Here is a 25,406-nt window from a genome sequence, read left to right as displayed (position 1 = left end):
GCCTCCAGGAGGATGAGCCTCCGCGTACCGGTCTACTCCCCTGGGTGGAGATCCCGGCCGTATGCCTGCGGGTCTTCCCCGAGGGAGAGCCGTCCCGGACCCCCTGCGTACCGGCCGCCCCCCCCACCCCCCCCACCGTCCGGCGCCCCGGGCAGCCGGACCGGTGAGGGCGGTCCACCAGGGCCTCCGGAGTGCCCGCGCGGGTGACTTCACTCACTTCCCCGGCCTCTCCGTACGGTGCCTCCGCCACCGGTGACCCGCCCCCGGCGGTCCCTGCGGCCCGGGTACGGACGGTGTCCCGTGTACCCGTGCCCCGTACCTGCCGACCGCCCTGAAGGGGCCCAATATCCTTCCTGTGAAGGACCTTTGAGATGCGGCGCGGACCAAGGCCCCCAGAAGGGCGCCGAGCTGACCGGGCTTCACCACGGCGGGCCGGGCCGGGCAATCGGTACGAGCGAGAGGGCGCGGCCTATGAGCACACCGGGCCGCGGGTACGTAAGCTGTGCCTCGTCAGACGGACCGGGCAGCGGGGATGGACATGACGATGATGCGGCTCCGGCGCGAGGATCCGCGTGTCGTCGGCTCGTTCAGGCTTCACCGGCGGCTGGGTGCGGGCGGCATGGGTGTCGTCTACCTCGGCTCCGACCGGCGCGGGCAGCGGGTGGCGCTCAAGGTGATCCGGCCGGATCTGGCCGAGGACCAGGAGTTCCGGTCGCGGTTCGCCCGTGAGGTGTCGGCGGCGCGGCGGATCAGGGGCGGGTGCACGGCACGGCTCGTCGCCGCCGACCTGGAGGCCGACCGCCCGTGGTTCGCGACGCAGTACGTTCCCGGTCCTTCGCTGCACGACAAGGTGGCCGACGAAGGGCCGCTGTCGGCGGCCGAGGTGGCCTCCATCGGGGCCGCGCTCTCCGAGGGCCTGGTGGCGGTCCACGAGGCCGGGGTGGTGCACCGCGACCTGAAGCCGTCGAACATCCTGCTCTCGCCGAAGGGCCCCCGGATCATCGACTTCGGAATCGCCTGGGCGACGGGAGCGAGCACCCTCACCCACGTCGGTACGGCGGTCGGGTCACCGGGCTTCCTGGCGCCCGAGCAGGTGCGCGGTGCCACAGTCACCCCGGCGACGGACGTCTTCGCGCTGGGCGCCACGCTCGCGTACGCCGCGACGGCCGACTCTCCTTTCGGGCACGGCAGTTCCGAGGTGATGCTCTACCGCGTGGTGCACGAGGAACCGCATCTGTACGACGTGCACGACGCCCTCGCGCCGCTGGTGCGGGCCTGCCTCGCCAAGGACCCCGAGGACCGTCCCTCCACTCTTCAACTGTCCATGCGGCTCAAGGAGATCGCCGCGCGGGAGGCCCAGGGGATCTCCGAGGGCCGCACCCCCGCACAGCGCCGCGCGCAGGAGGCGGACCGGCCGACCGGGCGGATCTCCGCGCCGCCGACCGAGCAGCACGCCCCGCCGCGTCGCGCGGAGGGGGCGCAGACACCCCGGCCGCAGGCGCCGCGCCCGTCGGCTCCGCAGGGTGGCGCCCGGCCGGGGCCGCCGCGCAACACCACGCGCTCGGGAGGCCGTACGAACAGCCGCCCCGGGGCCAGGTCGGGTACCGGACGTCGGACCTCGGCCGGCCGCAGGCCCGGACCGAGCCCGCGGATGATGCGGCAGCGTCTGATCGTCTTCGTCGTGGTGACGCTGATCGTCCTGCTCGGGATCGCCGCCGCGCAGCAGTTCTGAGCGCGGCCGGCCTCACCGGCGCCCCGCGGGCGGTGGGGCCGGGCAGCGGCTCCCGTCAGCTTTGCGGGCGGCCCGTCGCCACCGCGTAGAAGGCGACGGCGGCCGCCGCTCCCACGTTCAGCGAGTCGACGCCGTGCGCCATCGGGATGCGCACCCACTCGTCGGCGGCGACGAGCGCCTGCGTCGTCAGTCCCTCGCCCTCGGCGCCGAGCATCAGCGCGACGCGGTCGATGCGGTGCGGTGCGGCCTCGTCGATGTCCGACGCCTTCGCGTCGGGGGTGAGGGCGAGCAGCTTGAAGCCCGCTTCCCGTACGGTCTCCAGGCCCCTGGGCCAGGATTCGAGACGGGCGTAGGGCACGGCGAACACCGCGCCCATGGAGACCTTGACGGAGCGCCGGTAGAGCGGGTCGGCGCAGTCCGGAGAGAGCAGCACCGCGTCCATGCCGAGCGCCGCGGCGCTGCGGAAGATCGCGCCGATGTTGGTGTGGTCGTTGACCGACTCCATGACCACGATCTTGCGGGTCCTGCCCAGCAGTTCGTCGGAGGTCGGCAGCGGCTTGCGCTGCATGGAGGCGAGGGCGCCACGGTGCACGTGGTAGCCGGTGACCTGCTCGGCGAGCTCGGGGCTGACCGCGTACACCGGGGCCGGGACCTCGTCGATGACGTCGCGCATGACGTCGACCCACTTGGCCGACAGGAGCATCGACCGCATCTCGTACCCGGCGAGCCTGGCCCGGCGGATGACCTTCTCACCCTCGGCGATGAAGAGGCCCTCGACGGGTTCGCGCTTGCGCCGGAGCTCGACATCGGTCAGGCCCGTGTAGTCACGCAGACGCGGGTCGTCGGGGTCATCGACGGTGATGAGATCAGCCACAGGGTGATACTGCCTTGTCCTGGATGGGGTGCCAACGGCTGGGCACGGAATCGGTCATGGGCGGTCGAAGGGCGGTCCGACCCGCACGACGGGGCCGATGACGATGACGGCGGGCGGGCGTACCCCCTCGGACCTGGCCTTCTCCCCCACCGTCGCGAGCGTCGCGTCGACCCGGCGCTGGGTGGCCGTGGTGCCCTCCTGGACGAGCGCCACCGGAGTGTCGGGGCTCTTTCCGTGCGCGATCAGGGCCTCGGCGATGGCGCCGATCTTGTCGACACCCATCAGTACGACGAGGGTGCCGCGCAGTGCGGCGAGGGCGGCCCAGTCGACCAGGGAGCGCTCGTCGTCAGGGGCGACATGGCCGCTGACCACGGTGAATTCATGGGCGACACCGCGGTGGGTGACCGGGATCCCGGCTGCTCCCGGGACGCTGATGGAGCTGGAGATGCCGGGCACCACCGTGCACGCGATGCCGGCGGCGGCGAGGGCCTCGGCCTCCTCCATGCCCCGGCCGAAGACGAACGGGTCGCCGCCCTTGAGCCGTACGACGGCCTTTCCTGCCCTGGCGTGCTCGATGAGCGCGTTGTTGATGGCCTCCTGCGCCATGAACCGGCCGTACGGGATCTTCGCGGCGTCGATGACCTCGACGTGCGGGGGCAGCTCGTCGAGCAGGTCGCGCGGGCCGAGCCGGTCGGCGATGACGACGTCCGCCTCGGCCAGGAGGCGCCGGCCGCGCACCGTGATCAGGTCGGGGTCGCCGGGGCCGCCGCCGACCAGCGCGACGCCCGGGGCCTGGTCGCGGTGGCGCGGGGCGGCGAGCGTGCCGTCCCGCAGGCCCTCCACGACGGCGTCGCGCACGGCGGCCGACCGGCGCGGGTCGTGGCCGGTGAGGACCGCGACGGTCACGCCCTCGCTGCGGCCGGTGGCGGGCGTCCAGGCGGTGGCGGCCGTGGCGTCGTCGCTGCGGACGCACCAGATCCGGTGCCGCTCGGCCTCGGCGGACGCCGCCTCGTTGGCCGCCGTGTCGCCGGTCGCGATCAGCACGTACCAGGCTCCGGCCAGGTCGCCCTCCGCGTAGGCACGCCGTTCCCAGGTGATCTCGCCCGCCGACACCATCGCCTCGACCGAGGGGGTGGCCGACGTGGAGATGAGCAGGACGTCGGCGCCGGCCGCGATGAGCGCGGGGAGGCGGCGCTGTGCGACCTGCCCGCCGCCGATGACGACGACGCGTCGGCCGGAGAGACGGAGTCCTACGGGGTAGGCGGGGTGATCGGCGTGCTCGGCCATGGCGTGGCTGGCTCCTCGCGCGGGGAGTGGGGCTGCGTACACCGCTGCGGCGGCGAAGCGGCTGGTGGGAGAGGGGTCGGCTCCCCGGGACACTGTACGGTCCGGGGCGGTCCGGACGGGGGTGAGGGGCCGGGATCAGCGATCCCGGCCCCTCACCCGCGTTCGCGGCGGCTACTTCTCGGTGACACCCGCGGAGTCGAAGGTGGCCACTTCGTGCATCGCCCTGGCCGCGCTCTGGACGACGGGCAGCGCCAGCAGCGCGCCGGTCCCCTCACCGAGGCGGAGGTCGAGGTCGACCAGCGGGCGCAGGCCCAGCTTGTTGAGCGCGGCGACATGGCCGGGCTCCGCGCTGCGGTGGCCCGCGATGCACGCGGCCAGTGCCTCGGGGGCGATGGCACGGGCGACCAGTGCGGCCGCTCCGGCGCTCACGCCGTCCAGGATCACCGGCGTACGCAGCGAGGCGCCGCCGAGCAGGAATCCGGCCAGCGCGGCGTGTTCGAGCCCGCCGACTGCCGCGAGGACGCCGACCGGGTCGGCCGGGTCGGGCTGGTGGAGCTCAAGGCCGCGCCGGACGACGTCGACCTTGCGGGCGTGCATCTCGTCGTTGATGCCGGTGCCGCGGCCGGTGACCTCGCTGGGGTCCTGGCCGGTGTAGACGCAGATCAGCGCGGCGGAGACCGTGGTGTTCGCGATGCCCATCTCGCCGGTGAGCAGCACCTTGTTGCCCGCTGCCACCAGATCGCGGGCCGTCTCGATGCCGACCTCGATGGCGGAGAGCACTTCTTCGCGGGTGAGCGCGGGGCCCGTGGTGAAGTCACCGGTCCCGGCGCGGACCTTGCGCGGCAGCAGGCCCGGTGTGGCCGGGAGTTCGCCGGCGACACCGACGTCCACGACGCAGACCTCGGCGCCGACCTGGTTGGCGAAGGCGTTGCAGACGGCGCCGCCGCCGAGGAAGTTGGCCACCATCTGGCAGGTCACTTCCTGCGGCCACGCGGTGACGCCCTGGGCGTACACCCCGTGGTCCCCGGCGAAGATGGCGACGGCCGCGGGCTCCGGGATCGGCGGCGGGCACATCCGGGAAAGTCCGCTGAGCTGCGCGGAGATGATCTCCAGCATGCCCAGGGCTCCGGCGGGCTTGGTCATCCGCTTCTGGCGGTCCCACGCCTCACCGAGCGCCTTCGCGTCCAGCGGCCTGATGTTGGTGATGGTGTCCTGGAGCAGGTCGTGCGGTTCCTCGCCGGGCAGCGCGCGGCGGCCGTACGTCTCCTCGTGCACGACCCAGGAGAGCGGGCGGCGCTTGGACCAGCCCGCCTGCAGGAGCTCGGGCTCCTCGGGGAACTCGTCGACGTACCCCACACAGAGGTAGGCCACGACTTCGAGGTGTTCGGGCAGGCCGAGGGCGCGGACCATCTCGCGCTCGTCGAAGAAGCTGACCCAGCCGACGCCGAGGCCCTCGGCGCGGGCCGCGAGCCAGAGGTTCTCGACCGCGAGGGCCGAGGAGTACGGCGCCATCTGCGGCTGGGTGTGCCGGCCGAGGGTGTGCCGGCCGCCCCGGGTCGGGTCGGCGGTGACGACGATGTTGACCGGGGTGTCGAGGATCGCCTCGATCTTCAGTTCCTTGAACTGCTTGGCCCGGCCCTTGGGCAGGGACTTGGCGTACGCCTCACGCTGGCGCTGGGCCAGTTCGTGCATGGAACGGCGGGTCTCGGCGGAGCGGATGACCACGAAGTCCCAGGGCTGGGAGTGGCCGACGCTCGGCGCGGTGTGCGCGGCTTCGAGCACACGCAGCAGCACCTCGTGCGGGATGGGGTCGCTGCGGAATCCGTTGCGGATGTCGCGGCGCTCCCGCATGACCCGCAGGACTGCTTCACGCTCGGCGTCGTCGTACCCGGGGGCGGCGGGCGTGCGGGGCACCTGATCGGCCGGCCGCTGCTCGGCGGCGCCGACGGCTTCGTCACCCTCCACGGAGTGCTGCTCGGCGGACCGGTCGGTCGCCGTCGCCGGGGCCTCTGTGCCGGGGTGTTCCGCCTCGGGCTGTGCGTCGGCGGGCTGTGCGTCGGCGGGCTGCTCCGTGACGGGCTGTACGTCGGCGGGCGCCGCGTCGGGCTGTGCGTCCACAAGGGGTTCCGGGACGGGGTGACCCGGCAGGGGCGCCGATTCCGCTACGGCCTCCGCGTCGGCGGGCTGTTCCGGAACAGGTACTGCTCCGGCCTGCGCGTCGACGGGGAACGGCTGGGCTTCAGGGACCGGTACGGGGTCGGTGACCGCGGCCGGTTCAGCGGCTGCGGGGGCCGCATCGGCCTCGGGAGCGGCTGCGGTTCCGGCTCCTGCTGCCTCCGGGGACGCGGCTGCCGGCGCTGCGGCCTCCGAGGGCTCCGCTGTCGTTCCGGCGGGCGCTGTCGCGGCCGGGGCAACTCCGTTGGCGGGGTGGGCGACGGGCTCGTCGGTGACGGCTCCGGACGACGCCTCGGCCTGTCCTCGCACCTCGGCCGGCACGTCCGGCTCGGCCTGCGCCTGCGGTTCGGCCTGCGCCTGTGGTTCTGCCTGCGCCTGCGGTTCGGCCTCTGCGGGGTCCGTCTGCGGCTCGGCTGCGGGCAGCTGCTCCGCTGCTCCGCCGTGGCGGGGGGCGGGCACCGGGGCCACGGCCGGGGTGCGGGGAAGCTGCTCCCCGGCCTCTATGGGTACGGATTCGGCGGCGGGCAAGGGCGCCACCGCGCTCTCCGGCTCCGCGGCGTCCGTACCGGCTGCTTCCGCCTCCGCCTGCGCCTGCGCGGCAGCCGGCTCCGGCAGGGCCTGCGGAGCCGGATCGGCGGCGGGAGTGGCCGCGGCTTCCGGCGCCGGTTCCGGTGCGGGCTCCGCCACTGGTTCCGCCACCGGACCCGGTACGGGCTCCGCCGCAGGGCCGGGCGTCTGTTCCGCGGCCCGGTCGGCCACCGGGTCCACCGCTGCCGGGGCTTCCGCCTCCGGTGCGGGTGCCGGTACAGCGGACTCGGCCGGAACCGCCTCCGGCTGCGGTTCGGCTGCCTGCCCGGCGCCCGGTGCCGGTTCGGCCACCGGCTGCTCCGCCACGGCAGGGTCCGGTGCGGTCGTGACGGCGGCCGGTGTCGGGGCCAGGTGCGGCGCGGACGGCAGGGAACCCTCGACCGGGACGAAGCGGCCCATCGAGTCCTGCGCGGCGGCGGCCCGGACGGACTCGGCCGGGGCCTCCGGGAGCACCGGCGCCGGAGCGGCCTGGGCCTGCGCCGCGACCGGGCCGGGAGCGACCGTTTCTGCTCCCTCGGCCGGGGCCACGGGAAGTTCATGGGACGGCGGCTCGGGCTGGGGCGTCTGCGCGGCAGCGGCCGGGTCCTGTGCCACCGGCTCGGGCTGTGGCGACCAGGGGGCGGCCTGCGGCGGGATCTCCCCCAGCTGCGGTCCCGGCAGGACCTCGGCCTCGTCACGCGGGAAGTCGAGATACTCGGGCCCGAGCGTCTGCGGGCCACCGTCGGACACCGGAGCGGGCTGCGGCGGCGCCGTGGTCGGGCCGCGGTCGGCCAGCGACCGCACCACGCCACCGGTGGCGTCGGGCACGGGCGGGCCCATGTGCAGCGGCCTGCGCGGCGGCGGGGTCGGCTGGGCCGCGGCCTGGGCGCGCACGGCGCCCACGTCCACGGAACCCGAGTCGCGTCCACCGGTCTCGTGCGCACCCGGTTCGGGCAGCTGGGCGGCGGCCGCGGTCTGCGGGTGGAACTGCGGCTGGCCCTGCGGCTGCTGCGGCTCGCTCCACGCACCCTGCGCGCCGGGCATCAGCAGGAGGTCGTCGTCCTCAGGGGGATTCTCCGAGGGGTCGAGGAAGGTGTAGGCGCCGGGGGCGGGGAGGCCCTGCTGCTCCACCATGCCTGCGTTCCCCGGCTGTCCCTCGCCCGGGACCTGGCCGGTGTCGGTCATGCGTACCCCTTGCCCATCCATAGTGCTCCTTCAGCCCTTTACCGGGTCGCCCGTACTGAGACAACGAGCGGGCACGCCGTGCGGTGCGAAAGGCCTGCGGACACTCAGTATGGTCACGGCCGTTCGACGCCGTGCAGGGGTTCCTGCCACGGTCCGCTGTGGGCTGCGCCACGTTGCGCTTCCCCCCGGTGCCGCCGTACCACACCGGACCCAAAACGGTTCCTTTTTCCGGACATTGGCGAACGAAGCGCCGAACCTCCAGCTGCGGTACAACAGTCGGCCAGCCTACCCCGCGCCGTCCCGGAGCAGGGTCAGGGGCCACTTTCCGGACGGCGGCCGGACACCAGGAACACCACCGAGCGCTCACGCTCCGCCCACGAACGGGTGTCCAGGTCGACGGATTGCAGCAGCGCGCATTCCACCAGGTAACCCCCGTCCGCCAGAGCCGCCCCGAGTGCCTCGGCCTCGTCGCGGGTGGACGCGTGGGTGACGATGCGCCCGGGCCTGCGGTCGGCGCAGCCGGTGACAACTGCCACTCCCCCGCCGCCGATCCGGACCACGTCCGGCTCCGGCAGCCGTTCCAGTACCTGGGGGGCCTGCCCGTGGACGACCTGGAGCTGGACCCCGAAGCGGTGCGCGGCCGCGTCCGTACGGACACAGGCTTCGCGGTCGGCGTCGACGGCGATGACGGCGGCGCCGAACCGGGCCGCCTCGACGGCCAGCGCCCCGCTGCCCGAACCGATGTCCCAGACCAGATCGCCGGTGCGCGGGCCGAGCCTGGCCAGTTGGGCGGCGCGCAGCCCGGCGTGCTCGCCCTCGCTGAGACCTTCGCCGTACTCGGCGGACGGCAGCGCCCAGCCTCGGACCGCGGGGGCGTCCGCGGAACCGCCGCCGATGACGATCACGACGTTGGGGTCGCGCCAGGTGTGGTCGGCGGCCTTGTCGGAGGTGAGGACGGTGACCTGCTCGCGGGTGGTGCCCAGTTCCTCACAGATGACGAAGGTGCGGTGGACCCCTTCGAGGAGCAGGGCGAGCTCCGCGGGGCCGGCGCCCGGCGCGGTGAGGACGGCGACCTTGGGGTGCGCCCGGCAGACGTTGACCGCGCGCCGGAGTGTCCGCGGGTGGGCGACGACGACCTCGGCGTCGTCCCACGGCATACCGGCACGGGCGAAGGCCGCGGCGACGGAGGAGACGGCGGGGACGACCTCGACCTCCAGGCCGTACTCCGGTGCGCGCAGGGTGCGGACGACCCCGTGGAAGCCGGGGTCGCCGTCGGCGAGCACCACGGCGCTGCCGCGGTGTCCGGCGATCCGGCGGGCGGCGAGGCTCACGCTGCCGAGCCGGATCCGCTCCGCGGCCGGCGGCACTTCGGGGAGTGCGAGGTGGTGGGCGGCCCCGGCCACCAGTGTGGCCGCGGAGAGAGCGGACCTGGCGGCTGCGGTCAGGGGCGAGCCGTCCCAGCCGATCACCGTGACCCGGTCGGCCATCGTCGTCAGTCTCCTGGTGTTGTCGCGCGGCGGGGTGCGGGCGTTCTGCCGGTGTCCGGGCGGCTGTTCCGCCCGGGACATGTGCTGGTGGGGCAGGGACGAACGGGGGCTGCGGGGCGGAACGGCGAGCACCCGCGAGGTTACCCGCTGCGGCCGGTGGCCGACGAGCGGGTCAGTTCCAGTCGTTGAAGGTGCCGTACCCGTTGGCGTCGGCCAGCTGGTCGGCGACCCCTTCCAGGTCCTCGGGGAGCAGGCTCCACACGATGAGGTCGGTGCGGATGTCGGTCCAGCCGCCGTCCGTGCCGTTCTCGGTCCGGGTGCGCGCTATCCAGGCGTTGCGCAGCACGCCCTCGCTGATGCAGCCGATCTTCTGCGCGACCTGCTGCGCCGCGGTGTTGTCCGCCGGGGTGCGCAGTTCGATGCGCTCGAACCGCTGGTCGCGGAAGAGCCACTGCGCGACGGCGAGGACCGACTCGGTGGCGTATCCCTCGCCGCGTGCCCAGGGGGCGGTGATGTAGCGGACCTCGGTGGCCATCGTGCGCCAGTTGGTGGCGCGCAGATGGACGGTGCCGACCAGCCGGTGGGTGAGGAACTCCGTGACGGCGAGGACGATCCCGCGCCCCGCGGTGCGCTCCGCGGGGGCGATCCTGCGTACCCAGCGCTCGCCGTCGATGTGCTGGTAGGGGTGGGGCGCCGTGGTCCAGGCGGTGACCGCCTCGTCGTTCATCATGTCCGCCAGCGGCGGGATGTCCGCCTCCTCGAAGGGGCGCAGCACCAGCCGGTCCGTGCTGATGGAGATGTCCGGGAAGGTGGTCGTCATGCGCTGCTCCATGGCCAGGGACCGACGTAAAGCCACAGCATGCAGCATGGGGACCGGGCGCCGCATGGCCGGGTGGCCGCGGGAGGCCCCGCGTACCACGTGAGGGTACGCGGGGCCCGCGCGGGCAGGAACCGTACGGGCGTCAGGGCTTGACGGCCCCGAACGCCGGGATGACGGCGCCCTGGTACTTGTCGTCGATGTACTTCTTCAACTGCGGGGAGTTGAGGAGCTTCGCCAGCTTCTCGACGCGCGGGTCCTTCTCACTGCCCTTCTTGACGACGAGGAGGTTCGCGTACGGGTTGCCGGCCGCCTTCTCCAGGGCGAGCGCGTCCTTGGCGGGCTTGAGCTTGGCGTCGAGCGCGTAGTTGCCGTTGATGACGGCGGCGTCGACGTCGTCCAGTGCGCGGGGCAGCGTCGCCGCCTCCAGCTCCTTGAACTTCAGGCCCTTGCTGTCCTTGATGTCGGAGAGCGAGGCCTCGCTGCCCACCCCGCTCTTGAGGGTGATCAGCCCGTTGTCCGCGAGGAGCTTGAGCGCGCGGCCCTCGTTGGTGGTGTCGTTGGGCACGGCCACGGTCTGCCCGGACTTGATGGACTTGAGGTCCTTGTCCTTCTTGGAGTACAGCCCCAGCGGCTCCAGGTGCACGCTGACGACGGGGACCAGGTCGGAGTGGTGCTTCTTGTTGTAGTCGTCGAGGTACGGCTTGTGCTGGAAGAAGTTGGCGTCGACCTGGCCGGTCTGGGTGGCCGTGTCGGGCAGGACGTAGTCCGTGAACTCCTTGACCTGGAGCTTGAGTCCGGCCTTGGCCGCCAGGTGGGTCTTCACGTAGTTGAGGATGTCGGCGTGCGGGACGGGCGAGGCCGCGACGACGAGCGGCTTGCTCGTGTCGGCCTTCGCGCCCTCGGGCTTGCTCGACGGGTCGGACGAGGTGCCGCAGGCGGTGAGGCCGATGGCCAGAGCGGCGACGGCGGCTGCGGACGCGGATATCTTGCGGGAGTTACGCACGAAAAGTGCCTCTTTCCGGTGGTTGGGTATGTCGCCCGGACAAGGAGTGCGGGCTGTGAGCGGAGGAGATGTCCTGTACGGAGGTACGCGTTCTATGAGGAGGTGCGCCCCCGGCGCGCCAGCAGGCGTACGGCTCCGTCGCCGATCAGCTGGATGACGGTGACGATCACGACCAGCACGATCACGGTCGCGATCATGAAGTTGTTCTCGAAGCGCTGGTATCCGTAGGTGATCGCCTTGGAGCCGAGCCCCTCACCGCCGACCGCACCGGCCATCGCCGAGTACCCGATGAGCACGATGACGGTGGTGGTGGCCGCGGAGATCAGGGACGGCAGCGCCTGCGGCAGCAGCACCTTCCTGACGATGGTCGGCACGCTGCCGCCCATCGACTGGACCGCCTCGACCAGCCCGTGGTCGACCTCGCGGACGGCCGTTTCCACGAGCCGGGCGAAGAAGGGGATGGCGCCGATCGCGAGCGGGACGATCATCGCGGTCGGGCCGATGAAGGTACCGACGACGAAGGTGGTGAAGGGGATCAGCGCGATCAGCAGGATGATGAAGGGAAGTGAGCGCCCGATGTTCACGATCACACCGACGACCTTGTTCACCGGGCGGTTCTGGAGCAGTCCGCCCTTGTCGGTGAGGACCAGGAGCACCCCGAGCGGCAGTCCGACGAGGACCGTCACGAGGGTGGCCCACAGGACCATGTAAAGGGTGTCGGTGGTGCCCTGGGAGAGCAGCGGCTGCATCTCGGACCAGTTCACTTGGCGTCCTCCTTGGCCAGTGCGGGGTGCTCGGCGCCTGCCACTTCGATCTGGAGGCCCTGTTCCCGGAGGAATCCGATCGGCACGACGTTCTCCTCGAAGGGGCCGGGCAGTTCGATCCGCATCCGGCCGATCTGGTTGCCGCCGACGGTGTCCATCGCGGCGCCCAGGATCGATATGTCGATGTTGTAGGTACGGGAGAGCTGGGAGATCACGGGGCGGCCCGCGCTGTCCCCGTGGAAGGTGACGTCGATGACCGTACGGTCGGTGCCCGGCAGCGGGCCGCCCACCGGAAACAGCTCGCGGGCGAGTTCGGAGCCGGGCGTCGCGAGGAGTTCGCCGACGGTTCCCGACTCGACGACCCTGCCGCTCCTCATCAGCGCGGCCGAGTCGCAGACGGTCTTGACGACGTCCATCTCGTGCGTGATGAGCAGCACGGTGAGCCCGAGCTGCTGGTTGAGGTCGCGCAGCAGCTGCAGGATCGAGCGGGTGGTCTCGGGGTCCAGTGCGGAGGTCGCCTCGTCGGAGAGCAGCACCTTCGGATCGCCGGCCAGTGCGCGGGCGATGCCGACACGCTGCTTCTGGCCGCCGGAGAGCTGCGCCGGGTAGGACTTGGCGCGGTCGGCGAGGCCGACGAGGTCGAGCAGTTCGAGTGCCTTGCGCGCACGGTCCCTGCCGCCGACCCCGAGGATCTCCAGCGGCAGTTCGACGTTGTCCTGCACGGTGCGCGAGGACAGCAGGTTGAAGTGCTGGAAGACCATGCCGATCCGGCTGCGGGCCGCGCGCAGCTCCCGGCCGGCGCGGCTGCCGCGGCCGGCGAGCGCGGTGAGGTCGGTGCCGTCCACGGTCACGGTGCCGGACGTGGGGCGTTCGAGGAGGTTGACGCAGCGGATGAGCGAGGACTTCCCGGCGCCGCTCTGACCGATGACGCCGAACACCTCCCCCTCGCGGACGTGCAGATCGACGCCGTCCAGGGCGGTGACCTCACGGCCGCGCGAGGCATAGACCTTCGTCAGGCCGGTGGTGGTGATCACAGAATTTCCGTCACTGTCGAGTGCGCGGCGCGGTGTCCGCCGGCACGGGGCATTCGTCTGGAAGCGCGGCACGGCCGTAACGGTGGTGACCGGGAGGCTTTCGTGCGCGTGGCCGGGCGGCTGCCGTGTCCGCACGGGTGCGGAGGCGGGCGGCCCGGCTCTCGGTCCCGCTTCGGGGCGCGGGCGGGGACCCTCAGAAGGCGCGCATTCGACACATACAACGAGCACCGGGCGTGCTGATCGCCTCGGTCGCAAGGGTGCGGCTGCTCGTCGTGGTCATGCGGCAAGTAAAGCAGAAGTGAGAACGGCCCGGGCACGCTTGTCCGTATAACGGACGGTCGTGGACGAGCTCCGCGACCGTCGGCCGCCGGTCCGTGGACCGGCTCCGGCCTGCGGCGACACCGCACGGAGCGGAGTGCGGGCGGTCCGGGCGGACGGGCGGACGGGGGTCCGCGCTGTGGCCAAGGCCACGAGCTTGATCGCCGCCGGGCGCCGGGGGCCGCGCGCGGCGGGCGGTCCGCGCCGTAATACCCTCGGCTCCATGCTTGTCGCCCTGACGGTCGCGGTCACTGTGGCCGCGCTCGCCCTCGCCGCCTGGTGCGGTTACGCCGCCTACCGGGACCAGCCCACGAAGGACTGGCACTTCATCGGTATGGCCGTCGTCTCGGTCCTGGCCCTGGCGCAGCTGGTGATCGGCATCGTGCAGCTGGCCCGGGGCGAGCGGCCCGAGCAGGGCAAGGCGATCTTCATCGCCTATCTGATCGGCGCCTTCGCCGCTGTGCCCGCCGCCGGGTTCCTCTCGCTGACCGAGCGGACCCGCTGGGGATCGGTGACGGTCGCCGCGGGCGCGGTGGTCCTGGCCGTGCTGGAAGTCCGGCTCTACGACATCTGGGGAAACTGACGATGACCACAGCTGAGGAGAAGCCCCGGTACGAGCTGGGCACCGGCCCCGGCCGGGTACTCGTCTGGTTCTACGGGGTGTTCACCGTCGCGGCCGCCTCCCGCTCGGTCGTCCAGATGATCATGGACTTCGGCAAGGCGCCGCTGGCCTACTCGCTCTCGGCCCTGGCGGCCCTGGTGTACGGCTTCATCACCTACTCGCTGGTGCGCGGCGGCGAGAAGGCCCGCCGGGCGGCGCTGGTGTGCTGCGCCGCCGAGCTGGTCTTCGTCCTCGTCGTCGGCACCTGGACGCTGGCCGCCCCCGGATCGTTCCCGGACGCCACGGTCTGGTCGGACTACGGGATGGGCTACCTCTTCATCCCGGTGATCCTCCCGGTGCTGGGGATGCTCTGGCTGCGCAGGGCCGCCCGGAACTGACGGCCCCGCGCACGGAGTTCCGGTCGCCCGGCGGCCCTCAGGCGCTCTGCACGTACGCGCGCGCCCCGGCCTCCTTCTCCAGCGTCACCACCGTGACCGCACCGCCGGTGGGCTCGGTCGACACCGCCACGTACCCGTGGCTGCGGTACAGCCGCAGATTGCCCTCGCTCCGGTGGCCGGTGAACAACTGGAAGCGCCTGGCGGCGGCATCCGCCGCGAACTTGGCCTCGATGGCGGTGAGCAGCCGTCCGCCGATGCCGTGCCGCTGCATCCTCGGGTGGACGATCAGCTTGGCTATCCGGGCCGTGCCCGATGCGTCCACCCCGCCGCGCACGGAGGCCACCACCTCGCCGCCCAGCCGTGCCACCAGCCCGTGGCCTTCGGCGAGTTCGGCCCGCAGCGCGTCGAGCGTCTGCGTGAGCGGCTCGATGGAGTAGTCGCCGTAGAGCTCTGCCTCGCTCTGGTAGCACAGGTACTGGAGTTTCAGAATCTGCTCGGCGTCCTGCGCGGTCGCCGCTGAGATGGTCACGCTCATGCCCATGTGCGCATGCCTCCCGCTCACCTGTTCACCGGATGTCTAACGCTCCTTTCCCCACCGGCCCCCGGCCGCAACCTCCGCCGTCAGCATTCTCCGCAGACATCCCAGACATCGGGAACGAACCGGCCCCAGACTCCCCTGTGACATACCCAACTCCCCGGCGATCTCGCGGTAGGTGGGGTCGGCGGGCGAGAGCATCGCGGCGAGCAGCCGGGGGCAGCGCCCCGGTGTCCGGCTCACGGCGGCCCGCACCGCGCGGCGCCGCTCGGCGGCGAGCACCGCGGACTCGGGGCGCGTTTCGGGGTCCGCGTACGGTTCGGCGGCGAACGGTACAGCGGCGTACGGCTCGGCTGCGTACGGCAGTTCCCGTCTGGCCTGCCGCCGCGCCCGGCGCGCCTCGGCCCGCACGGCGGAACGGACCCAGCGCCGCGGCTCGGCGGGGGTCTGCTCCAGCAGCCGCACCCAGACAGCCTGTTCGAGGTCGGCGGGGTCCATTCCGGCCGCGGCTGCTTCTGCTGCCGCCTCGGCCGCGAGCAGCGGGCTCAGTTCGGTGACGAGATCCATGCCGGGCGGGACGCGGCCGCCGCGGGGCTCGGTTGCCCCGGCGGCGGTATCTCACCCGTACGGGAAGGGCGGCGGCGTCAGCGGGCGCGGTGGTCGGCGGCCGCGAGCAGCGCCGTGTCCGCGTTGTCGGAGAAGACCCCGTCGATCCCCGTCGCGAAGTACGCCCGGAACGCACCGAAGGCGTCGCCGTAGGCGTTCGGGTCCGTACCGCGCCGGAAGTCCGCGGGCAGGAAGGTGTTCTCGTTGCGCATCGTGTACGGGTGGAGGAGCAGGCCCCGCGCGTGGGCGTCCCGCACCAGGGTGGTCGGCTCGGTGAGACGGCCGTCGCGGTCCTTCGGGATGACCGAGTCGAGCGTGGGCCCGATGCCCCGGGCGTAGGAGGCGATCCACTTCAGCCCCGCCGGGATCTGCAGGTCGGCCACCGTGCGCGGGTCGCCCGACTGTACGAAGTCCCAGGGCCGGCTCGCCGGATCGGCGAGCAGCACGATGCCCGGGGTGCCGGCGAGCCGGGCGAGGCGCTGGATGGAACCCGGCTCGAAGGACTGGACGAACTGCGGGGAATCGCGTCGGTCCCGGCCGTACTTGCGCAACAGCGCGACCAGGCGCTCCTCAAGGCCGAGGCCGAGCCCGCGGAAGTAGGTGGGGTGTTTGGTCTCGGTGTGGAGCCAGACCGGCCTGCCGCGCTTGCGGCCCTCCAGCTCCGCCCAGCGCAGCACCTCTTCGAAGGTGGGGACCGGCCAGCGGCCGTCATAGAGCGTGTTGTGCTGGCGGTTGGCCGGAATGCGCTCCTTGGCCCGGAGCGTCCTCAGCTCGGCGAGGGTGAAGTCCTCGGTGAACCAGCCGGTGATGGCGGTCCCGTCGACCGACTTCGTGGTCCGGCGGTCCGCGAACCGCGCGTGCGCGGAGACGTCCGTGGTCGCGGTGATGTCGTTCTCGTGGCGGCAGACGAGGTGCCCGTCCCTGGTGGGCACCACGTCCTGCTCGATGATGTCGGCACCGAGGTCGAGAGCGTGCCGGTACGAACCGAGCGTGTGCTCGGGGCGGTAGCCGGCCGTTCCGCGGTGACCGATGACCGTGGGCACGAGCAGGTCCTCGTACGAGCTGCCGCGGCCGCCGCCCGGCCCGCCGTGACCGGGGCCGGGCCCTTCGGCGTTCGCCGTTCCCGGGAGGCCCAGCGCGGCCGTACCCAGCACCGCCGCGCCGAGCAGTGTGCGCCGTCCGGGTCCTGTCTGTCCGCCGTGCGACATGGGCACTCCTCGCTGTGATGTCCCGCACCTGTCAACGCTGAAGGGCCCGATGGTAGGGAGTTGCGCCTAACGTGGAGTGAAACCGCGCAGAACACGGCTCGAACTCGCGTCTGCACCGCGCATCAATGGGGTGAACCCGATGTGCGCCGTGCCACGGCGCGCGAGTACCGTACCGACCTGCACATACTTCACCGTGGCCGCCCGGCCCCGATTCCGGAGGAACCGTTGTCCCGACTGGCGCTCATCAAGGCAGTGCTCGGACCGATCATGCGTCTGATGTTCCGCCCGCGGGTGGAAGGCGTCGAGAACATCCCCGGGACAGGTCCGGTCATCCTCGCCGGCAACCACCTGACGTTCATCGACTCGATGATCATGCCGATCTGCGTGCAGCGGCAGGTCTTCTTCATCGGCAAGGACGAGTACGTCACGGGCAAGGGGCTGAAGGGCCGTCTGATGGCCTGGTTCTTCACCGGTGTCGGGATGATCCCGGTGGACCGCGACGGCGGACGCGGCGGTGTCGCCGCCCTGATGACCGGCCGCCAGATCCTGGAGGACGGCAAGGCGTTCTCGATCTACCCGGAGGGGACCCGCTCCCCCGACGGACGGCTGTACCGCGGCCGTACGGGCATCGCACGGCTGACCCTGATGACGGGCGCACCCGTGGTGCCGTTCGCGATGATCGGTACGGACAAGATCCAGCCGAACGGCTCCGGTCTGCCGCGGCCCGGGAAGGTCACGGTCCGCTTCGGTGAGCCGATGGAGTTCTCGCGCTACGACGGCATGGACCGCGACCGCTACGTGCTGCGCGCGGTCACGGACTCGGTGATGGCCGAGGTCATGCGGCTCTCCGGCCAGGAGTACGTCGACATCTACGCCACGAAGGCGAAGGCCGCCTGACCCGGCACCACTGCATGTACGGCGGAGGGCCACCCGGATCGTCCCGGGTGGCCCTCCGCCGTACGTGCAGTGGCGAGCGGTGGCGTCAGACGTCGAGCTTCTGCCCCCTGAGCAGGAACCACGACGTCACCGCTGTGGCGAACAGGACGACGGAGCCGACTCCGGCCGCCGCCTGGAAACCGTGGGTGAAGGCCTCCTGGGCGGAGGAGAGCAGCGCGGCGCCCTGGTCGTGGGGCAGGGTCTTCGCCGCCTCGACGGCGCCGCCGAGCGACTCGTGGGCCGCTTCCGCCGCGCCCGCGGGAACCCCGTGCGGGATGGAGAAGCCCCGGTAGATGCCGGTGACCACCGAGCCGAGCAGGGCGATCCCCAGTGCCGTACCCAGTTCGTACGCGGTCTCGGACACGGCGGACGCCGCGCCCGCCTGGTCCTTGGGGACGCTGGAGAGAAGGACGTCGGAGGTCACGGTGAAGGCCAGACCCGCTCCGAGACCACCGAAGAACAGGGCCGCCCCCAGCGCCACCACACCGGTCGACGAGCTGACCCACACACAGCCCGCGAGGGCCACCGCGACCGCCGCCAGACCGCCGGCCACCGCGCTGCGCACCGACGCCCGGCGCGCCATGTATCCGGCCATCAGCCCGGTGGCGACCGCTCCCACTGCTGCCGGAAGTTCGATCAGACCGGCGGCCAGCGGGGAACGCCCCTGCACCAGCTGGAGGAACTGCGAGAGGAAGAAGACGAGTCCCGAGAGGCCGAGAATGGTCAGCAGATCGGCCAGGACCGCCCCGGAGAAGCCACGGTGGTGGAAGAGCCGCATGTCGAGCAGCGGCGATTCCAGGGTCAGCTGGCGACGGGCGAACCAGAGCAGGGCCAGCACGCCGACCACGGCGGACGCCAGGGTGTCCCAGTGGATGCCGTTGGCCGCCGCCTCCTTCACCGCGTACACCACTGCCATCACGCCGACCAGCGAGAGGCCCACACTGACCAGGTCCCACGGGCCGGGGTGCGGGTCGCGCGACTCGGGCAGCACCTTCACGCCGACCACCACGAGGACCAGCATCACCGGCAGGTTGATGAGGAAGACCGAGCCCCACCAGAAGTTCTCCAGCAGGAAACCGCCGACCACCGGACCGACCGCGGTACCGGCCGACGCGGCCGCGCCCCAGATCCCGACGGCGAGGCTGCGTTCCTTCGGGTCGTGGAAGATGTTGCGGATCAGCGCCAGGGTGGACGGCATCAGCGTGGCACCCGCGACGCCGAGCAGCGCCCTCGCGGCGATCATCATCTCGGGACTGTTCGCGTAGGCGTTCAGCACGGAGATCCCGCCGAAGGCGACAGCACCGGTGAGCAGCAGCTTCTTACGGCCGATCCGGTCGCCGAGGCTGCCCATGGAGACCAGCAGTCCGGCGATGACGAACGAGTAGATGTCGCCGATCCAGAGCAGCTGGGTGCCCGATGGTTTGAGGTCCTCGCTCAGGAAGGGGGTCGCCAGGCCGAGCACGGTCGCGTCGACGGCGACCAGCAGCACGGCGAGGACGAGCACGGCAAGGGCGAGCCAGCGGCTGGGACTGCGAGTGTCCTCGGAGCCGCTCGTCCGCCGGGTGGTACCGGTCATTGCTCCACGCTCCGTTGTGCGCCGCCGAGCAGCAACTCGGCGATCATGTAAGAGAAGTCATTGGCCGCGACCCGGCCGTCCTGTATTGCCCACGCGCAGGTGCCGATGAGCCCGTAGAGCGCCTCGGTCAGCCATGCGGGGGTGAGGTCGATCCGGAGTTCCCCGGCCTCCTGGCCGCGCCGGAAGAGGGCGGAGACGCGGGCGTCGAGCCGGGCCCAGCCCTCGTTCACCGCTTTGCCCTCGAAGAGTTCGTTCTCGGTGACGAGGAAGGCGAGCAGCCCGGCGGAGGGCCGGACTTCGTCGATGAAGCGCCGCAGTGCGTCCACGGCCGTTCCCTCGTCGGTCCTGGCCGCGTCGAGCGCCGCCTCGAACTCCGCGATGCCGAACTCCTCCAGGGCCCTGACCAGCGCGTCGCGGCCCGCGAAGTGCCGGTGGAGGGTGGCCCGGCCGATCCCGGCCGCCCTGGCGACCTCGTCCATGGTGGCGGTCGCCTTACGGGTGAGCAGGGTGGCCGCGGTGCGCAGCACCTGGTCCCGGTCGACAGTCATGAGACAACCATAACCACAATGAGACAGCTACGTCTCATCCATTTCGCCCAGTAGCATGGCCGCGAGACGCCGGTTCGACGGACTCCGACCGATCAAGGAGCGGTACGTGCGAGACATCGCCGTATTCAGCGGTAGCGCCCACCCCGAGCTGGCCGAGGAGGTCACCGCGCATCTGGGCGTTCCCCTGAGTCCGGTACGGGTCAACCGGTTCGCCAACGACTGCCTGGAGGTACAGCTCCAGGCCAACTGCCGTGAACGGGACGTCTTCCTGATCCAGCCCCTGGTCACCCCGGTGCAGGAGAACCTCGTCGAGCTGCTGCTGATGTGCGACGCGGCCCGTGGCGCGTCGGCCGGCCGGATCACCGTGGTGATGCCGCACTACGCCTACGCCCGTTCGGACAAGAAGGACGCGCCGCGGATCTCCATCGGGGGCCGGCTGGTGGCGGATCTGCTGGTGAACTCCGGGGCGAGCCGGGTGCTGGCGCTGACCCTGCACTCCCCCCAGGTGCACGGGTTCTTCTCGGTCCCGGTCGACCATCTGCACGCGCTGCGCGAGCTGGCCGAACACTTCCGCGGCTACGACGTCTCGCGTACCACGGTCGTCTCGCCGGACCTCGGCAATGCCAAGGAGGCGGCGGCCTTCGCGCGGATGCTGGGCGTACAGGTGGCGGCCGGCGCCAAGCAGCGCTTCGCCGACGACCGGGTGGCCATCAGCTCCGTCATCGGTGAGGTCGCGGGCCGCGACATCATCGTCCTGGACGACGAGATCGCCAAGGGCAGCACCGTACTGGAACTCCTCGACCGGCTCCGCGAGTTGGGAGCGCGGTCGATCCGGGTGGCCTGTACGCACGGGCTGTTCGCCTCGGGTGCGCTCAAGCGGCTTTCGGACCAGCCCGACGTGCTGGAGATCGTCTGCACGAACACCGTGCCGATACCGCCCGGTGAGCACACCGACAAGCTCACGGTCCTCTCCATCGCCCCGGCACTGGCCGAGGCGATGCGGCGGATCCACAACGGCGAATCGGTGAGCGCGCTCTTCGACCCGTCCTGAGAACCCGGGCCCCGGCCCGGCGCCGGGGCCCGGTTCGGGGCCGTCGTCAGCTCCAGGGCAGTTTCGCCCGCTGCTGCCAGTACGCGGCGGGCTCCTCGCGCAGCCCGGCCAGCCGCTCCAGCTGCTCGTCGCCGAGGTCGGCCACCGCCGCGTGCAGATTGGCCGACAGCTGTACGGCGGTGGCCGCCCCGGAGAGCACCACCGTCGCCCAGGGGCGGCGCAGGATCGCGGCCAGCGCGACGGCGTCGGGGGTCGTACCGGTCTCCTCGGCGATGTCGCGCAGCGGTGCCGGCGCTGCGCTGCCGGCCAGACGGCCGTTGGCCACCGCCTCCTTGACGATCACGGAGAGCCCCGCCTCGTGGGCCTCTGCCAGCGCCTCGCCCACCGAGGGGTCCAGCAGGTTGTAGGTGCTCTGCACCGAGCGGAAGAGCGGTGCGCCGTCGACCGTGACCGCGAGCGCCGCCCGGACGGTGTCCGCCTGGGCGGGGCCGCTCGTGGAGAACCCGACCGTCACGCCTTCCGCCGCGAGCGCGGCCAGCCGGGCGTGCAGCCCGGTGTCGGTCAGGGCCGGGCTGTCGGTGGTCAGGGAGTGGATCTGGTAGAGGTCCAGCCGCTCCCCCAGCAGCATGCCGGTCTCGGTGCGCTGCCGGTCGAAGGTGGCGACGCTGTGGTCCTTGACCTCGTGGACCTCGGCGTCGGTGCGCCAGTCCGCGGTGTAGGTGTAGCCCCACTTGCTGCCGATCACGACGTCCTGGACGGCGGGCCTGGCGTGCAGCCACTCGGCGAGGAACGCCTCGGCGCGGCCGTAGGAGCGGGCGACGTCGAAGTAGCGCACGCCCTGCGCGTAGGCGGCGTCCAGGAGTTCATGCGTACGGGCGAGCAGGTTCTCCGGGCTGCGGTCGGCGGGCAGGTCCTGGTCGCGGCCGAGGTTGATGTAGCCCGGCCTGCCTACGGCTGCCAGGCCGAGTCCGATGTGGGCCGTGGGGGTGGTCGCTGCCGTGAGGCGGGCGAAGGGCATCGGGGGCTCCCTGCGCGGGTCGGGGGATGCGGTCCCTGTCACCCCTACCCGCGATCGCGCACGACAGCGCCCGGCACCCGGGTGGAGGTGCCGGGCGCTGTCGGACCCGGTGGCGGTGCGGCTACTTCTTCGCCGCTGCCCAGGCGTGCTGGATGACCAGACTGGCCTTGACCTCGATGAGCTGTACGGCGACCGCCGACGGTGCGGTGCCGCCGCGGCCGCTGCGGGAGGCCAGCGCGCCGGGGACGTCGAGCACCGTACGGACCTCCGGCGTCAGATGCTCGGAGATCTTCGCGAACTGCTCGTCCGTGAGCTGGTCCAGCTCGATGCCGTGGCGCTCGCACTCCTTGACGCACTCACCGGCGACCTCGTGCGCGACCCGGAAGGGAACACCCTGCCTGACCAGCCACTCGGCGATGTCGGTGGCGAGCGAGAAGCCCGCCGGGGCCAGCTCCTCCAGCCGCTCGCGGTGGACGGTCAGCGTCGCCATCATGCCGGTGAAGGCGGGCAGCAGGACCTCCAGCTGGTCGCAGGAGTCGAAGACCGGCTCCTTGTCCTCCTGGAGGTCGCGGTTGTACGCGAGCGGCAGGGCCTTGAGGGTGGCCATCAGCCCCGTCAGATTGCCGATCAGCCGGCCGGACTTGCCGCGCGCCAGCTCCGCGATGTCCGGGTTCTTCTTCTGCGGCATGATCGACGAGCCGGTCGAGAAGGCGTCGTGGAGGGTGACGAAGGAGAACTCCTTCGTGTTCCAGATGATGATCTCCTCGGCGATCCGCGAGAGGTTGATGCCGATCATCGCCGTGATGAAGGCGAACTCGGCGACGAAGTCCCGCGAGGCGGTGCCGTCGATCGAGTTGCCGGCCGAGCCGCGCTCGAAGCCGAGGTCGGCGGCGACCGCTTCGGGGTCGAGCCCCAGCGAGGACCCGGCCAGCGCCCCCGACCCGTACGGCGAGACCGCGGTGCGCTCGTCCCACTGGCGCAGCCGCTCGGCGTCCCGGGACAGCGACTGGACGTGGGCCAGCACGTGGTGGGCGAAGAGCACGGGCTGAGCGTGCTGGAGGTGGGTGCGGCCGGGCATCGCCACGTCCGGGTGCGCCTCGGCGAGGCCGACCAGCGCGTCCTGGAGGTCGGCGATCAGACCGCCGATGGTCCGGGCGTGGTCGCGCAGGTACATCCGGAAGAGGGTCGCGATCTGGTCGTTGCGGGACCGGCCCGCCCGCAGCTTGCCGCCGAGGTCGGGGCCGACCCGCTCCAGGAGTCCGCGCTCCAGCGCGGTGTGGACGTCCTCGTCGGCGACCGTGCCGGTGAACGATCCGTCGGCGACGTCGGCCGCCAGCCGGTCGAGGCCGTCCTGCATCCGGGCCAGTTCGTCCGGCGTGAGCAGCCCGGCCGTGTGCAGCGCGCGGGCATGGGCGCGGGAGCCGGCGATGTCGTACGGTGCGAGCCGCCAGTCGAAGTGGACGGACGCGGACAGCTGGGCCAGCGCCTCGGCAGGACCGTCGGCGAAACGGCCGCCCCAGAGCCGGACGTCACCGGTGTTGCTGCTCACTGAGTTGCTCCTCGAGAGGGTCGGGATGCACGGCTTCCCCCAAGGCCCTGAGGGCCGGGGGGGGACCCCCTCCCCGCCGCGGAGGAGCGGGGAGGGGGACGCCGTACGAGTCGGTTCGGTCGGGTCGGGTCAGGCCAGGTCGCGCTTGGCCGCGATCTTCGCGGAGAGGCCGAAGATCTCGATGAAACCCTGTGCCTTGGACTGGTCGAAAGTATCGCCCGAGTCGTAGGTCGCCAGGTTGAAGTCGTACAGCGACTCACTGGACCTACGGCCGGTGACGGTGGCGCGGCCGCCGTGCAGCGTCATCCGGATGTCGCCCGTGACGTGCTGGTTGGCCTCGTTGATGAAGCCGTCCAGGGCCCGCTTGAGCGGGGAGAACCACAGGCCGTCGTAGACCATCTCGCCCCAGCGCTGCTCGACCTGCCGCTTGTAGCGGGCCAGTTCGCGCTCGACCGTGACGTTCTCCAGCTCCTGGTGGGCGGTGATCAGCGCGATGGCGCCGGGCGCCTCGTAGATCTCCCGGGACTTGATGCCGACGAGCCGGTCCTCGACCATGTCGATGCGGCCGATGCCCTGGGCGCCGGCCCGTTCGTTGAGCTGCTGGATCGCCTGCAGGACGGTGACGGGCCTGCCGTCGATGGCTACCGGGACGCCCTCCTTGAAGGAGATGACGGCCTCGTCGGCTTCGCGTGGCTCCGCCGGGTTCGCGGTGTACTCGTACACGTCCTCGATCGGCGCGTTCCAGATGTCCTCCAGGAACCCGGTCTCGACGGCGCGCCCGAAGACGTTCTGGTCGATGGAGTACGGGGACTTCCTGGACGTCGCGATCGGGAGGTTCTTCGCCTCGCAGAAGGCGATGGCCTTGTCGCGGGTCATCGCGTAGTCACGGACCGGCGCGATGCACGTGAGGTCGGGGCCGAGCGCGGTGATGCCGGCCTCGAAGCGGACCTGGTCGTTGCCCTTGCCGGTGCAGCCGTGGGCGACCGTGGTGGCGCCGTGCTTCCTGGCCGCGGCCACGAGGTGCTTGACGATGGCCGGCCGCGAGAGCGCGGAGACCAGCGGGTAGCGGTCCATGTAGAGCGCGTTGGCCCTGATCGCCGGGAGGCAGTACTCGTCGGCGAACTCGTCCCTGGCGTCGGCGACCTCGGCCTCGACCGCACCGCAGGCGAGGGCGCGCTTGCGGATGACGTCCAGGTCCTCGCCGCCCTGGCCGACGTCCACGGCGACAGCGATGACCTCGGCGCCCGTCTCCTCGGCGATCCAGCCGATGGCGACAGAGGTGTCCAGGCCTCCCGAGTAGGCGAGTACGACGCGCTCGGTCACGGGCTTCTCCTTACGGTGCGATCACTGATGGGCATAACTATGCAATCCTCCGTATGTTTTGTCAAAGCCGCCGGTGGATCCCGCGCCCGAACTGCGGGCCGGCCGGCCCCACCGGGCGAAAGCCCCTGCACCCCGGCGGCCCCGGCCGATAATTCCCGTATGGGAAAGACGTACGCGTGCATAGACGGACGGCTGAGGACCTTCATCGAGGAACAGCGCATCTTCTTCACGGCGACCGCCCCGCTCGACGGTGACGGGACCGTCAACCTCTCCCCCAAGGGAATCAGCGGCTCGTTCGCGGTCATCGACGAGCAGACCGTGGCCTACCTGGATTTCGCCGGGAGCAACGCGGAGACCATCGCCCACCTCAGGGAGAACGGCCGCATCACCCTGATGTGGTGCGCCTTCCAGGGGCCACCCAACATCGTGCGGGTGCACGGCCACGGCGAGCCGGTCTTCCGCGACGACCCGCGGTTCACCGGACTGCTCCGGCACTTCGCCGGGACCGATCACTCCCGGCACGGACTGCGGGCGATCATCGTGGTGACCGCCGAGCTGATCAGGGACACCTGCGGATTCGCGGTGCCCAACATGGCGTACGAGAACGACCGGACGCTGCACGCCCGGCGCTTCGAACGCGAGGACGACAGCAGCCTCGGCGCGTACTTCGAGAAGAAGGAACACATCGCGGCCAGCATCGACGGCCTTCCGGGACTGCCGCTTCCGCTGCCACCCCTGACCGACGCAGGCCAATCGAACGGGCCGGGGCTTCCCGGGAAACACGGGAACCGGTGAGGCGCCCGGAAAAGTT

The 25,406-nt window shown here is 71.8% G+C and carries 22 protein-coding genes; 6 read left to right on the top strand and 16 right to left on the bottom strand.

From position 1 onward, the window contains the following. Window positions 1-538: 538 nt before the first annotated feature. Entirely contained in the window at window positions 539-1,732 is a 1,194-nt protein-coding gene (locus OG285_RS30215) for a protein kinase (RefSeq protein WP_356829840.1), read from the top strand. 55 nt (window positions 1,733-1,787) lie between these two features. Here the strand turns inward: OG285_RS30215 and OG285_RS30210 are convergent, their stop codons facing one another. From OG285_RS30210 to OG285_RS30175, 8 genes are all read right to left on the bottom strand, one after another. After that, the gene (locus tag OG285_RS30210) at window positions 1,788-2,606 is read right to left on the bottom strand and encodes an RNA methyltransferase (RefSeq protein WP_356829418.1); all 819 of its coding nucleotides are present in this window, start codon (window positions 2,604-2,606) and stop codon (window positions 1,788-1,790) included. Between the two features lie 54 nt (window positions 2,607-2,660). Beyond that, complete coding sequence (gene cobA, locus OG285_RS30205) at window positions 2,661-3,893, bottom strand: uroporphyrinogen-III C-methyltransferase (RefSeq protein ID WP_356829420.1); 1,233 nt, start codon at window positions 3,891-3,893, stop codon at window positions 2,661-2,663. A 171-nt stretch (window positions 3,894-4,064) separates the two neighbouring features. Then, window positions 4,065-7,820: a nicotinate-nucleotide--dimethylbenzimidazole phosphoribosyltransferase gene (cobT, locus tag OG285_RS30200; RefSeq protein WP_371792748.1), complete on the bottom strand. Its 3,756-nt coding sequence runs from the start codon at window positions 7,818-7,820 to the stop codon at window positions 4,065-4,067. Between the two features lie 311 nt (window positions 7,821-8,131). Then, window positions 8,132-9,307: a precorrin-6y C5,15-methyltransferase (decarboxylating) subunit CbiE gene (gene cbiE / locus OG285_RS30195; RefSeq protein WP_356829842.1), complete on the bottom strand. Its 1,176-nt coding sequence runs from the start codon at window positions 9,305-9,307 to the stop codon at window positions 8,132-8,134. 172 nt (window positions 9,308-9,479) lie between these two features. Beyond that, a complete protein-coding gene (locus tag OG285_RS30190) occupies window positions 9,480-10,127 on the bottom strand; it encodes a GNAT family N-acetyltransferase (RefSeq protein WP_356829424.1) in 648 nt (215 codons plus the stop codon). A 142-nt stretch (window positions 10,128-10,269) separates the two neighbouring features. Continuing rightward, window positions 10,270-11,130 carry a MetQ/NlpA family ABC transporter substrate-binding protein gene (locus tag OG285_RS30185; RefSeq protein ID WP_371792747.1) on the bottom strand — a complete coding sequence of 287 codons (861 nt, stop codon included), beginning with the start codon at window positions 11,128-11,130 and terminating at the stop codon, window positions 10,270-10,272. A 92-nt stretch (window positions 11,131-11,222) separates the two neighbouring features. Then, window positions 11,223-11,894, bottom strand: coding sequence for a methionine ABC transporter permease (locus OG285_RS30180; protein WP_356829427.1), 672 nt, complete (start codon window positions 11,892-11,894; stop codon window positions 11,223-11,225). Beyond that, window positions 11,891-12,928 (bottom strand): methionine ABC transporter ATP-binding protein, encoded by a 1,038-nt coding sequence (locus tag OG285_RS30175; RefSeq protein WP_371792746.1) that lies wholly within the window; start codon window positions 12,926-12,928, stop codon window positions 11,891-11,893. The genes OG285_RS30180 and OG285_RS30175 overlap by 4 nt, the downstream gene beginning before the upstream one ends. A gap of 541 nt (window positions 12,929-13,469) precedes the next feature. Here OG285_RS30175 and OG285_RS30170 point away from each other — a divergent pair. Together OG285_RS30170 and OG285_RS30165 are read left to right on the top strand one after the other, a co-directional pair. After that, the gene (locus OG285_RS30170) at window positions 13,470-13,829 is read left to right on the top strand and encodes a hypothetical protein (protein ID WP_164267495.1); all 360 of its coding nucleotides are present in this window, start codon (window positions 13,470-13,472) and stop codon (window positions 13,827-13,829) included. 2 nt (window positions 13,830-13,831) lie between these two features. Continuing rightward, entirely contained in the window at window positions 13,832-14,245 is a 414-nt protein-coding gene (locus tag OG285_RS30165; RefSeq protein WP_356829432.1) for a hypothetical protein, read from the top strand. Between the two features lie 37 nt (window positions 14,246-14,282). Here OG285_RS30165 and OG285_RS30160 read toward each other — a convergent pair whose 3' ends face one another. The 3 genes from OG285_RS30160 to OG285_RS30150 form a co-directional block, all read right to left on the bottom strand. Then, the gene (locus OG285_RS30160; protein ID WP_371793652.1) at window positions 14,283-14,786 is read right to left on the bottom strand and encodes a GNAT family N-acetyltransferase; all 504 of its coding nucleotides are present in this window, start codon (window positions 14,784-14,786) and stop codon (window positions 14,283-14,285) included. Window positions 14,787-14,822: 36 nt separating this feature from the next. Next, the gene (locus OG285_RS30155) at window positions 14,823-15,347 is read right to left on the bottom strand and encodes a sigma-70 family RNA polymerase sigma factor (RefSeq protein WP_356829436.1); all 525 of its coding nucleotides are present in this window, start codon (window positions 15,345-15,347) and stop codon (window positions 14,823-14,825) included. A 77-nt stretch (window positions 15,348-15,424) separates the two neighbouring features. After that, the gene (locus OG285_RS30150; protein WP_371792745.1) at window positions 15,425-16,594 is read right to left on the bottom strand and encodes a glycerophosphodiester phosphodiesterase; all 1,170 of its coding nucleotides are present in this window, start codon (window positions 16,592-16,594) and stop codon (window positions 15,425-15,427) included. 225 nt (window positions 16,595-16,819) lie between these two features. Here OG285_RS30150 and OG285_RS30145 point away from each other — a divergent pair, with 225 nt between their 5' ends. Next, window positions 16,820-17,491, top strand: coding sequence for a lysophospholipid acyltransferase family protein (locus tag OG285_RS30145; protein WP_356829440.1), 672 nt, complete (start codon window positions 16,820-16,822; stop codon window positions 17,489-17,491). A gap of 85 nt (window positions 17,492-17,576) precedes the next feature. Here OG285_RS30145 and OG285_RS30140 read toward each other — a convergent pair whose 3' ends face one another. Together OG285_RS30140 and OG285_RS30135 are read right to left on the bottom strand one after the other, a co-directional pair. Next, window positions 17,577-19,106 carry an MFS transporter gene (locus OG285_RS30140; RefSeq protein ID WP_356829442.1) on the bottom strand — a complete coding sequence of 510 codons (1,530 nt, stop codon included), beginning with the start codon at window positions 19,104-19,106 and terminating at the stop codon, window positions 17,577-17,579. Continuing rightward, window positions 19,103-19,654, bottom strand: coding sequence for a helix-turn-helix domain-containing protein (locus OG285_RS30135; protein ID WP_356829444.1), 552 nt, complete (start codon window positions 19,652-19,654; stop codon window positions 19,103-19,105). The genes OG285_RS30140 and OG285_RS30135 overlap by 4 nt, the downstream gene beginning before the upstream one ends. A gap of 106 nt (window positions 19,655-19,760) precedes the next feature. Between OG285_RS30135 and OG285_RS30130 the strand changes: the two genes are divergently transcribed. After that, window positions 19,761-20,705, top strand: coding sequence for a ribose-phosphate pyrophosphokinase (locus OG285_RS30130; protein ID WP_356829446.1), 945 nt, complete (start codon window positions 19,761-19,763; stop codon window positions 20,703-20,705). Between the two features lie 46 nt (window positions 20,706-20,751). On the opposite strand, the gene OG285_RS30125 is transcribed toward OG285_RS30130, so the two are convergent. From OG285_RS30125 to OG285_RS30115, 3 genes are all read right to left on the bottom strand, one after another. Continuing rightward, a complete protein-coding gene (locus OG285_RS30125) occupies window positions 20,752-21,723 on the bottom strand; it encodes an aldo/keto reductase (RefSeq protein WP_371792744.1) in 972 nt (323 codons plus the stop codon). Between the two features lie 121 nt (window positions 21,724-21,844). Beyond that, a complete protein-coding gene (gene argH, locus OG285_RS30120) occupies window positions 21,845-23,272 on the bottom strand; it encodes an argininosuccinate lyase (protein WP_356829450.1) in 1,428 nt (475 codons plus the stop codon). A gap of 129 nt (window positions 23,273-23,401) precedes the next feature. Further along, a complete protein-coding gene (locus OG285_RS30115) occupies window positions 23,402-24,595 on the bottom strand; it encodes an argininosuccinate synthase (RefSeq protein WP_371792743.1) in 1,194 nt (397 codons plus the stop codon). Between the two features lie 159 nt (window positions 24,596-24,754). Here OG285_RS30115 and OG285_RS30110 point away from each other — a divergent pair, with 159 nt between their 5' ends. Further along, window positions 24,755-25,390 carry a pyridoxamine 5'-phosphate oxidase family protein gene (locus OG285_RS30110; protein ID WP_371792742.1) on the top strand — a complete coding sequence of 212 codons (636 nt, stop codon included), beginning with the start codon at window positions 24,755-24,757 and terminating at the stop codon, window positions 25,388-25,390. Window positions 25,391-25,406 lie beyond the last annotated feature (16 nt).

The organism is Streptomyces sp. NBC_01471 (genome assembly GCF_041438865.1).
Classification (GTDB): domain Bacteria; phylum Actinomycetota; class Actinomycetes; order Streptomycetales; family Streptomycetaceae; genus Streptomyces.
Note: the sequence above shows the minus strand (reverse complement) of the source record. Positions and strands in the feature narration are given on the sequence as shown.

Bases quoted from the DNA above. Each gene is read 5' to 3' on its own strand.
- OG285_RS30170 (WP_164267495.1), top strand. From the start codon at position 13,470: ATGCTTGTCGCCCTGACGGTCGCGGTCACTGTGGCCGCGCTCGCCCTC.
- cobA (WP_356829420.1), bottom strand. From the start codon at position 3,893: ATGGCCGAGCACGCCGATCACCCCGCCTACCCCGTAGGACTCCGTCTC.
- OG285_RS30125 (WP_371792744.1), bottom strand. From the start codon at position 21,723: ATGCCCTTCGCCCGCCTCACGGCAGCGACCACCCCCACGGCCCACATC.
- cbiE (WP_356829842.1), bottom strand. From the start codon at position 9,307: ATGGCCGACCGGGTCACGGTGATCGGCTGGGACGGCTCGCCCCTGACC.
- OG285_RS30215 (WP_356829840.1), top strand. From the start codon at position 539: ATGACGATGATGCGGCTCCGGCGCGAGGATCCGCGTGTCGTCGGCTCG.
- OG285_RS30140 (WP_356829442.1), bottom strand. From the start codon at position 19,106: ATGACCGGTACCACCCGGCGGACGAGCGGCTCCGAGGACACTCGCAGT.
- OG285_RS30160 (WP_371793652.1), bottom strand. From the start codon at position 14,786: ATGGGCATGAGCGTGACCATCTCAGCGGCGACCGCGCAGGACGCCGAG.
- OG285_RS30110 (WP_371792742.1), top strand. From the start codon at position 24,755: ATGGGAAAGACGTACGCGTGCATAGACGGACGGCTGAGGACCTTCATC.
- cobT (WP_371792748.1), bottom strand. From the start codon at position 7,820: ATGACCGACACCGGCCAGGTCCCGGGCGAGGGACAGCCGGGGAACGCA.
- OG285_RS30165 (WP_356829432.1), top strand. From the start codon at position 13,832: ATGACCACAGCTGAGGAGAAGCCCCGGTACGAGCTGGGCACCGGCCCC.
- OG285_RS30155 (WP_356829436.1), bottom strand. From the start codon at position 15,347: ATGGATCTCGTCACCGAACTGAGCCCGCTGCTCGCGGCCGAGGCGGCA.
- OG285_RS30135 (WP_356829444.1), bottom strand. From the start codon at position 19,654: ATGACTGTCGACCGGGACCAGGTGCTGCGCACCGCGGCCACCCTGCTC.
- OG285_RS30150 (WP_371792745.1), bottom strand. From the start codon at position 16,594: ATGTCGCACGGCGGACAGACAGGACCCGGACGGCGCACACTGCTCGGC.
- OG285_RS30190 (WP_356829424.1), bottom strand. From the start codon at position 10,127: ATGACGACCACCTTCCCGGACATCTCCATCAGCACGGACCGGCTGGTG.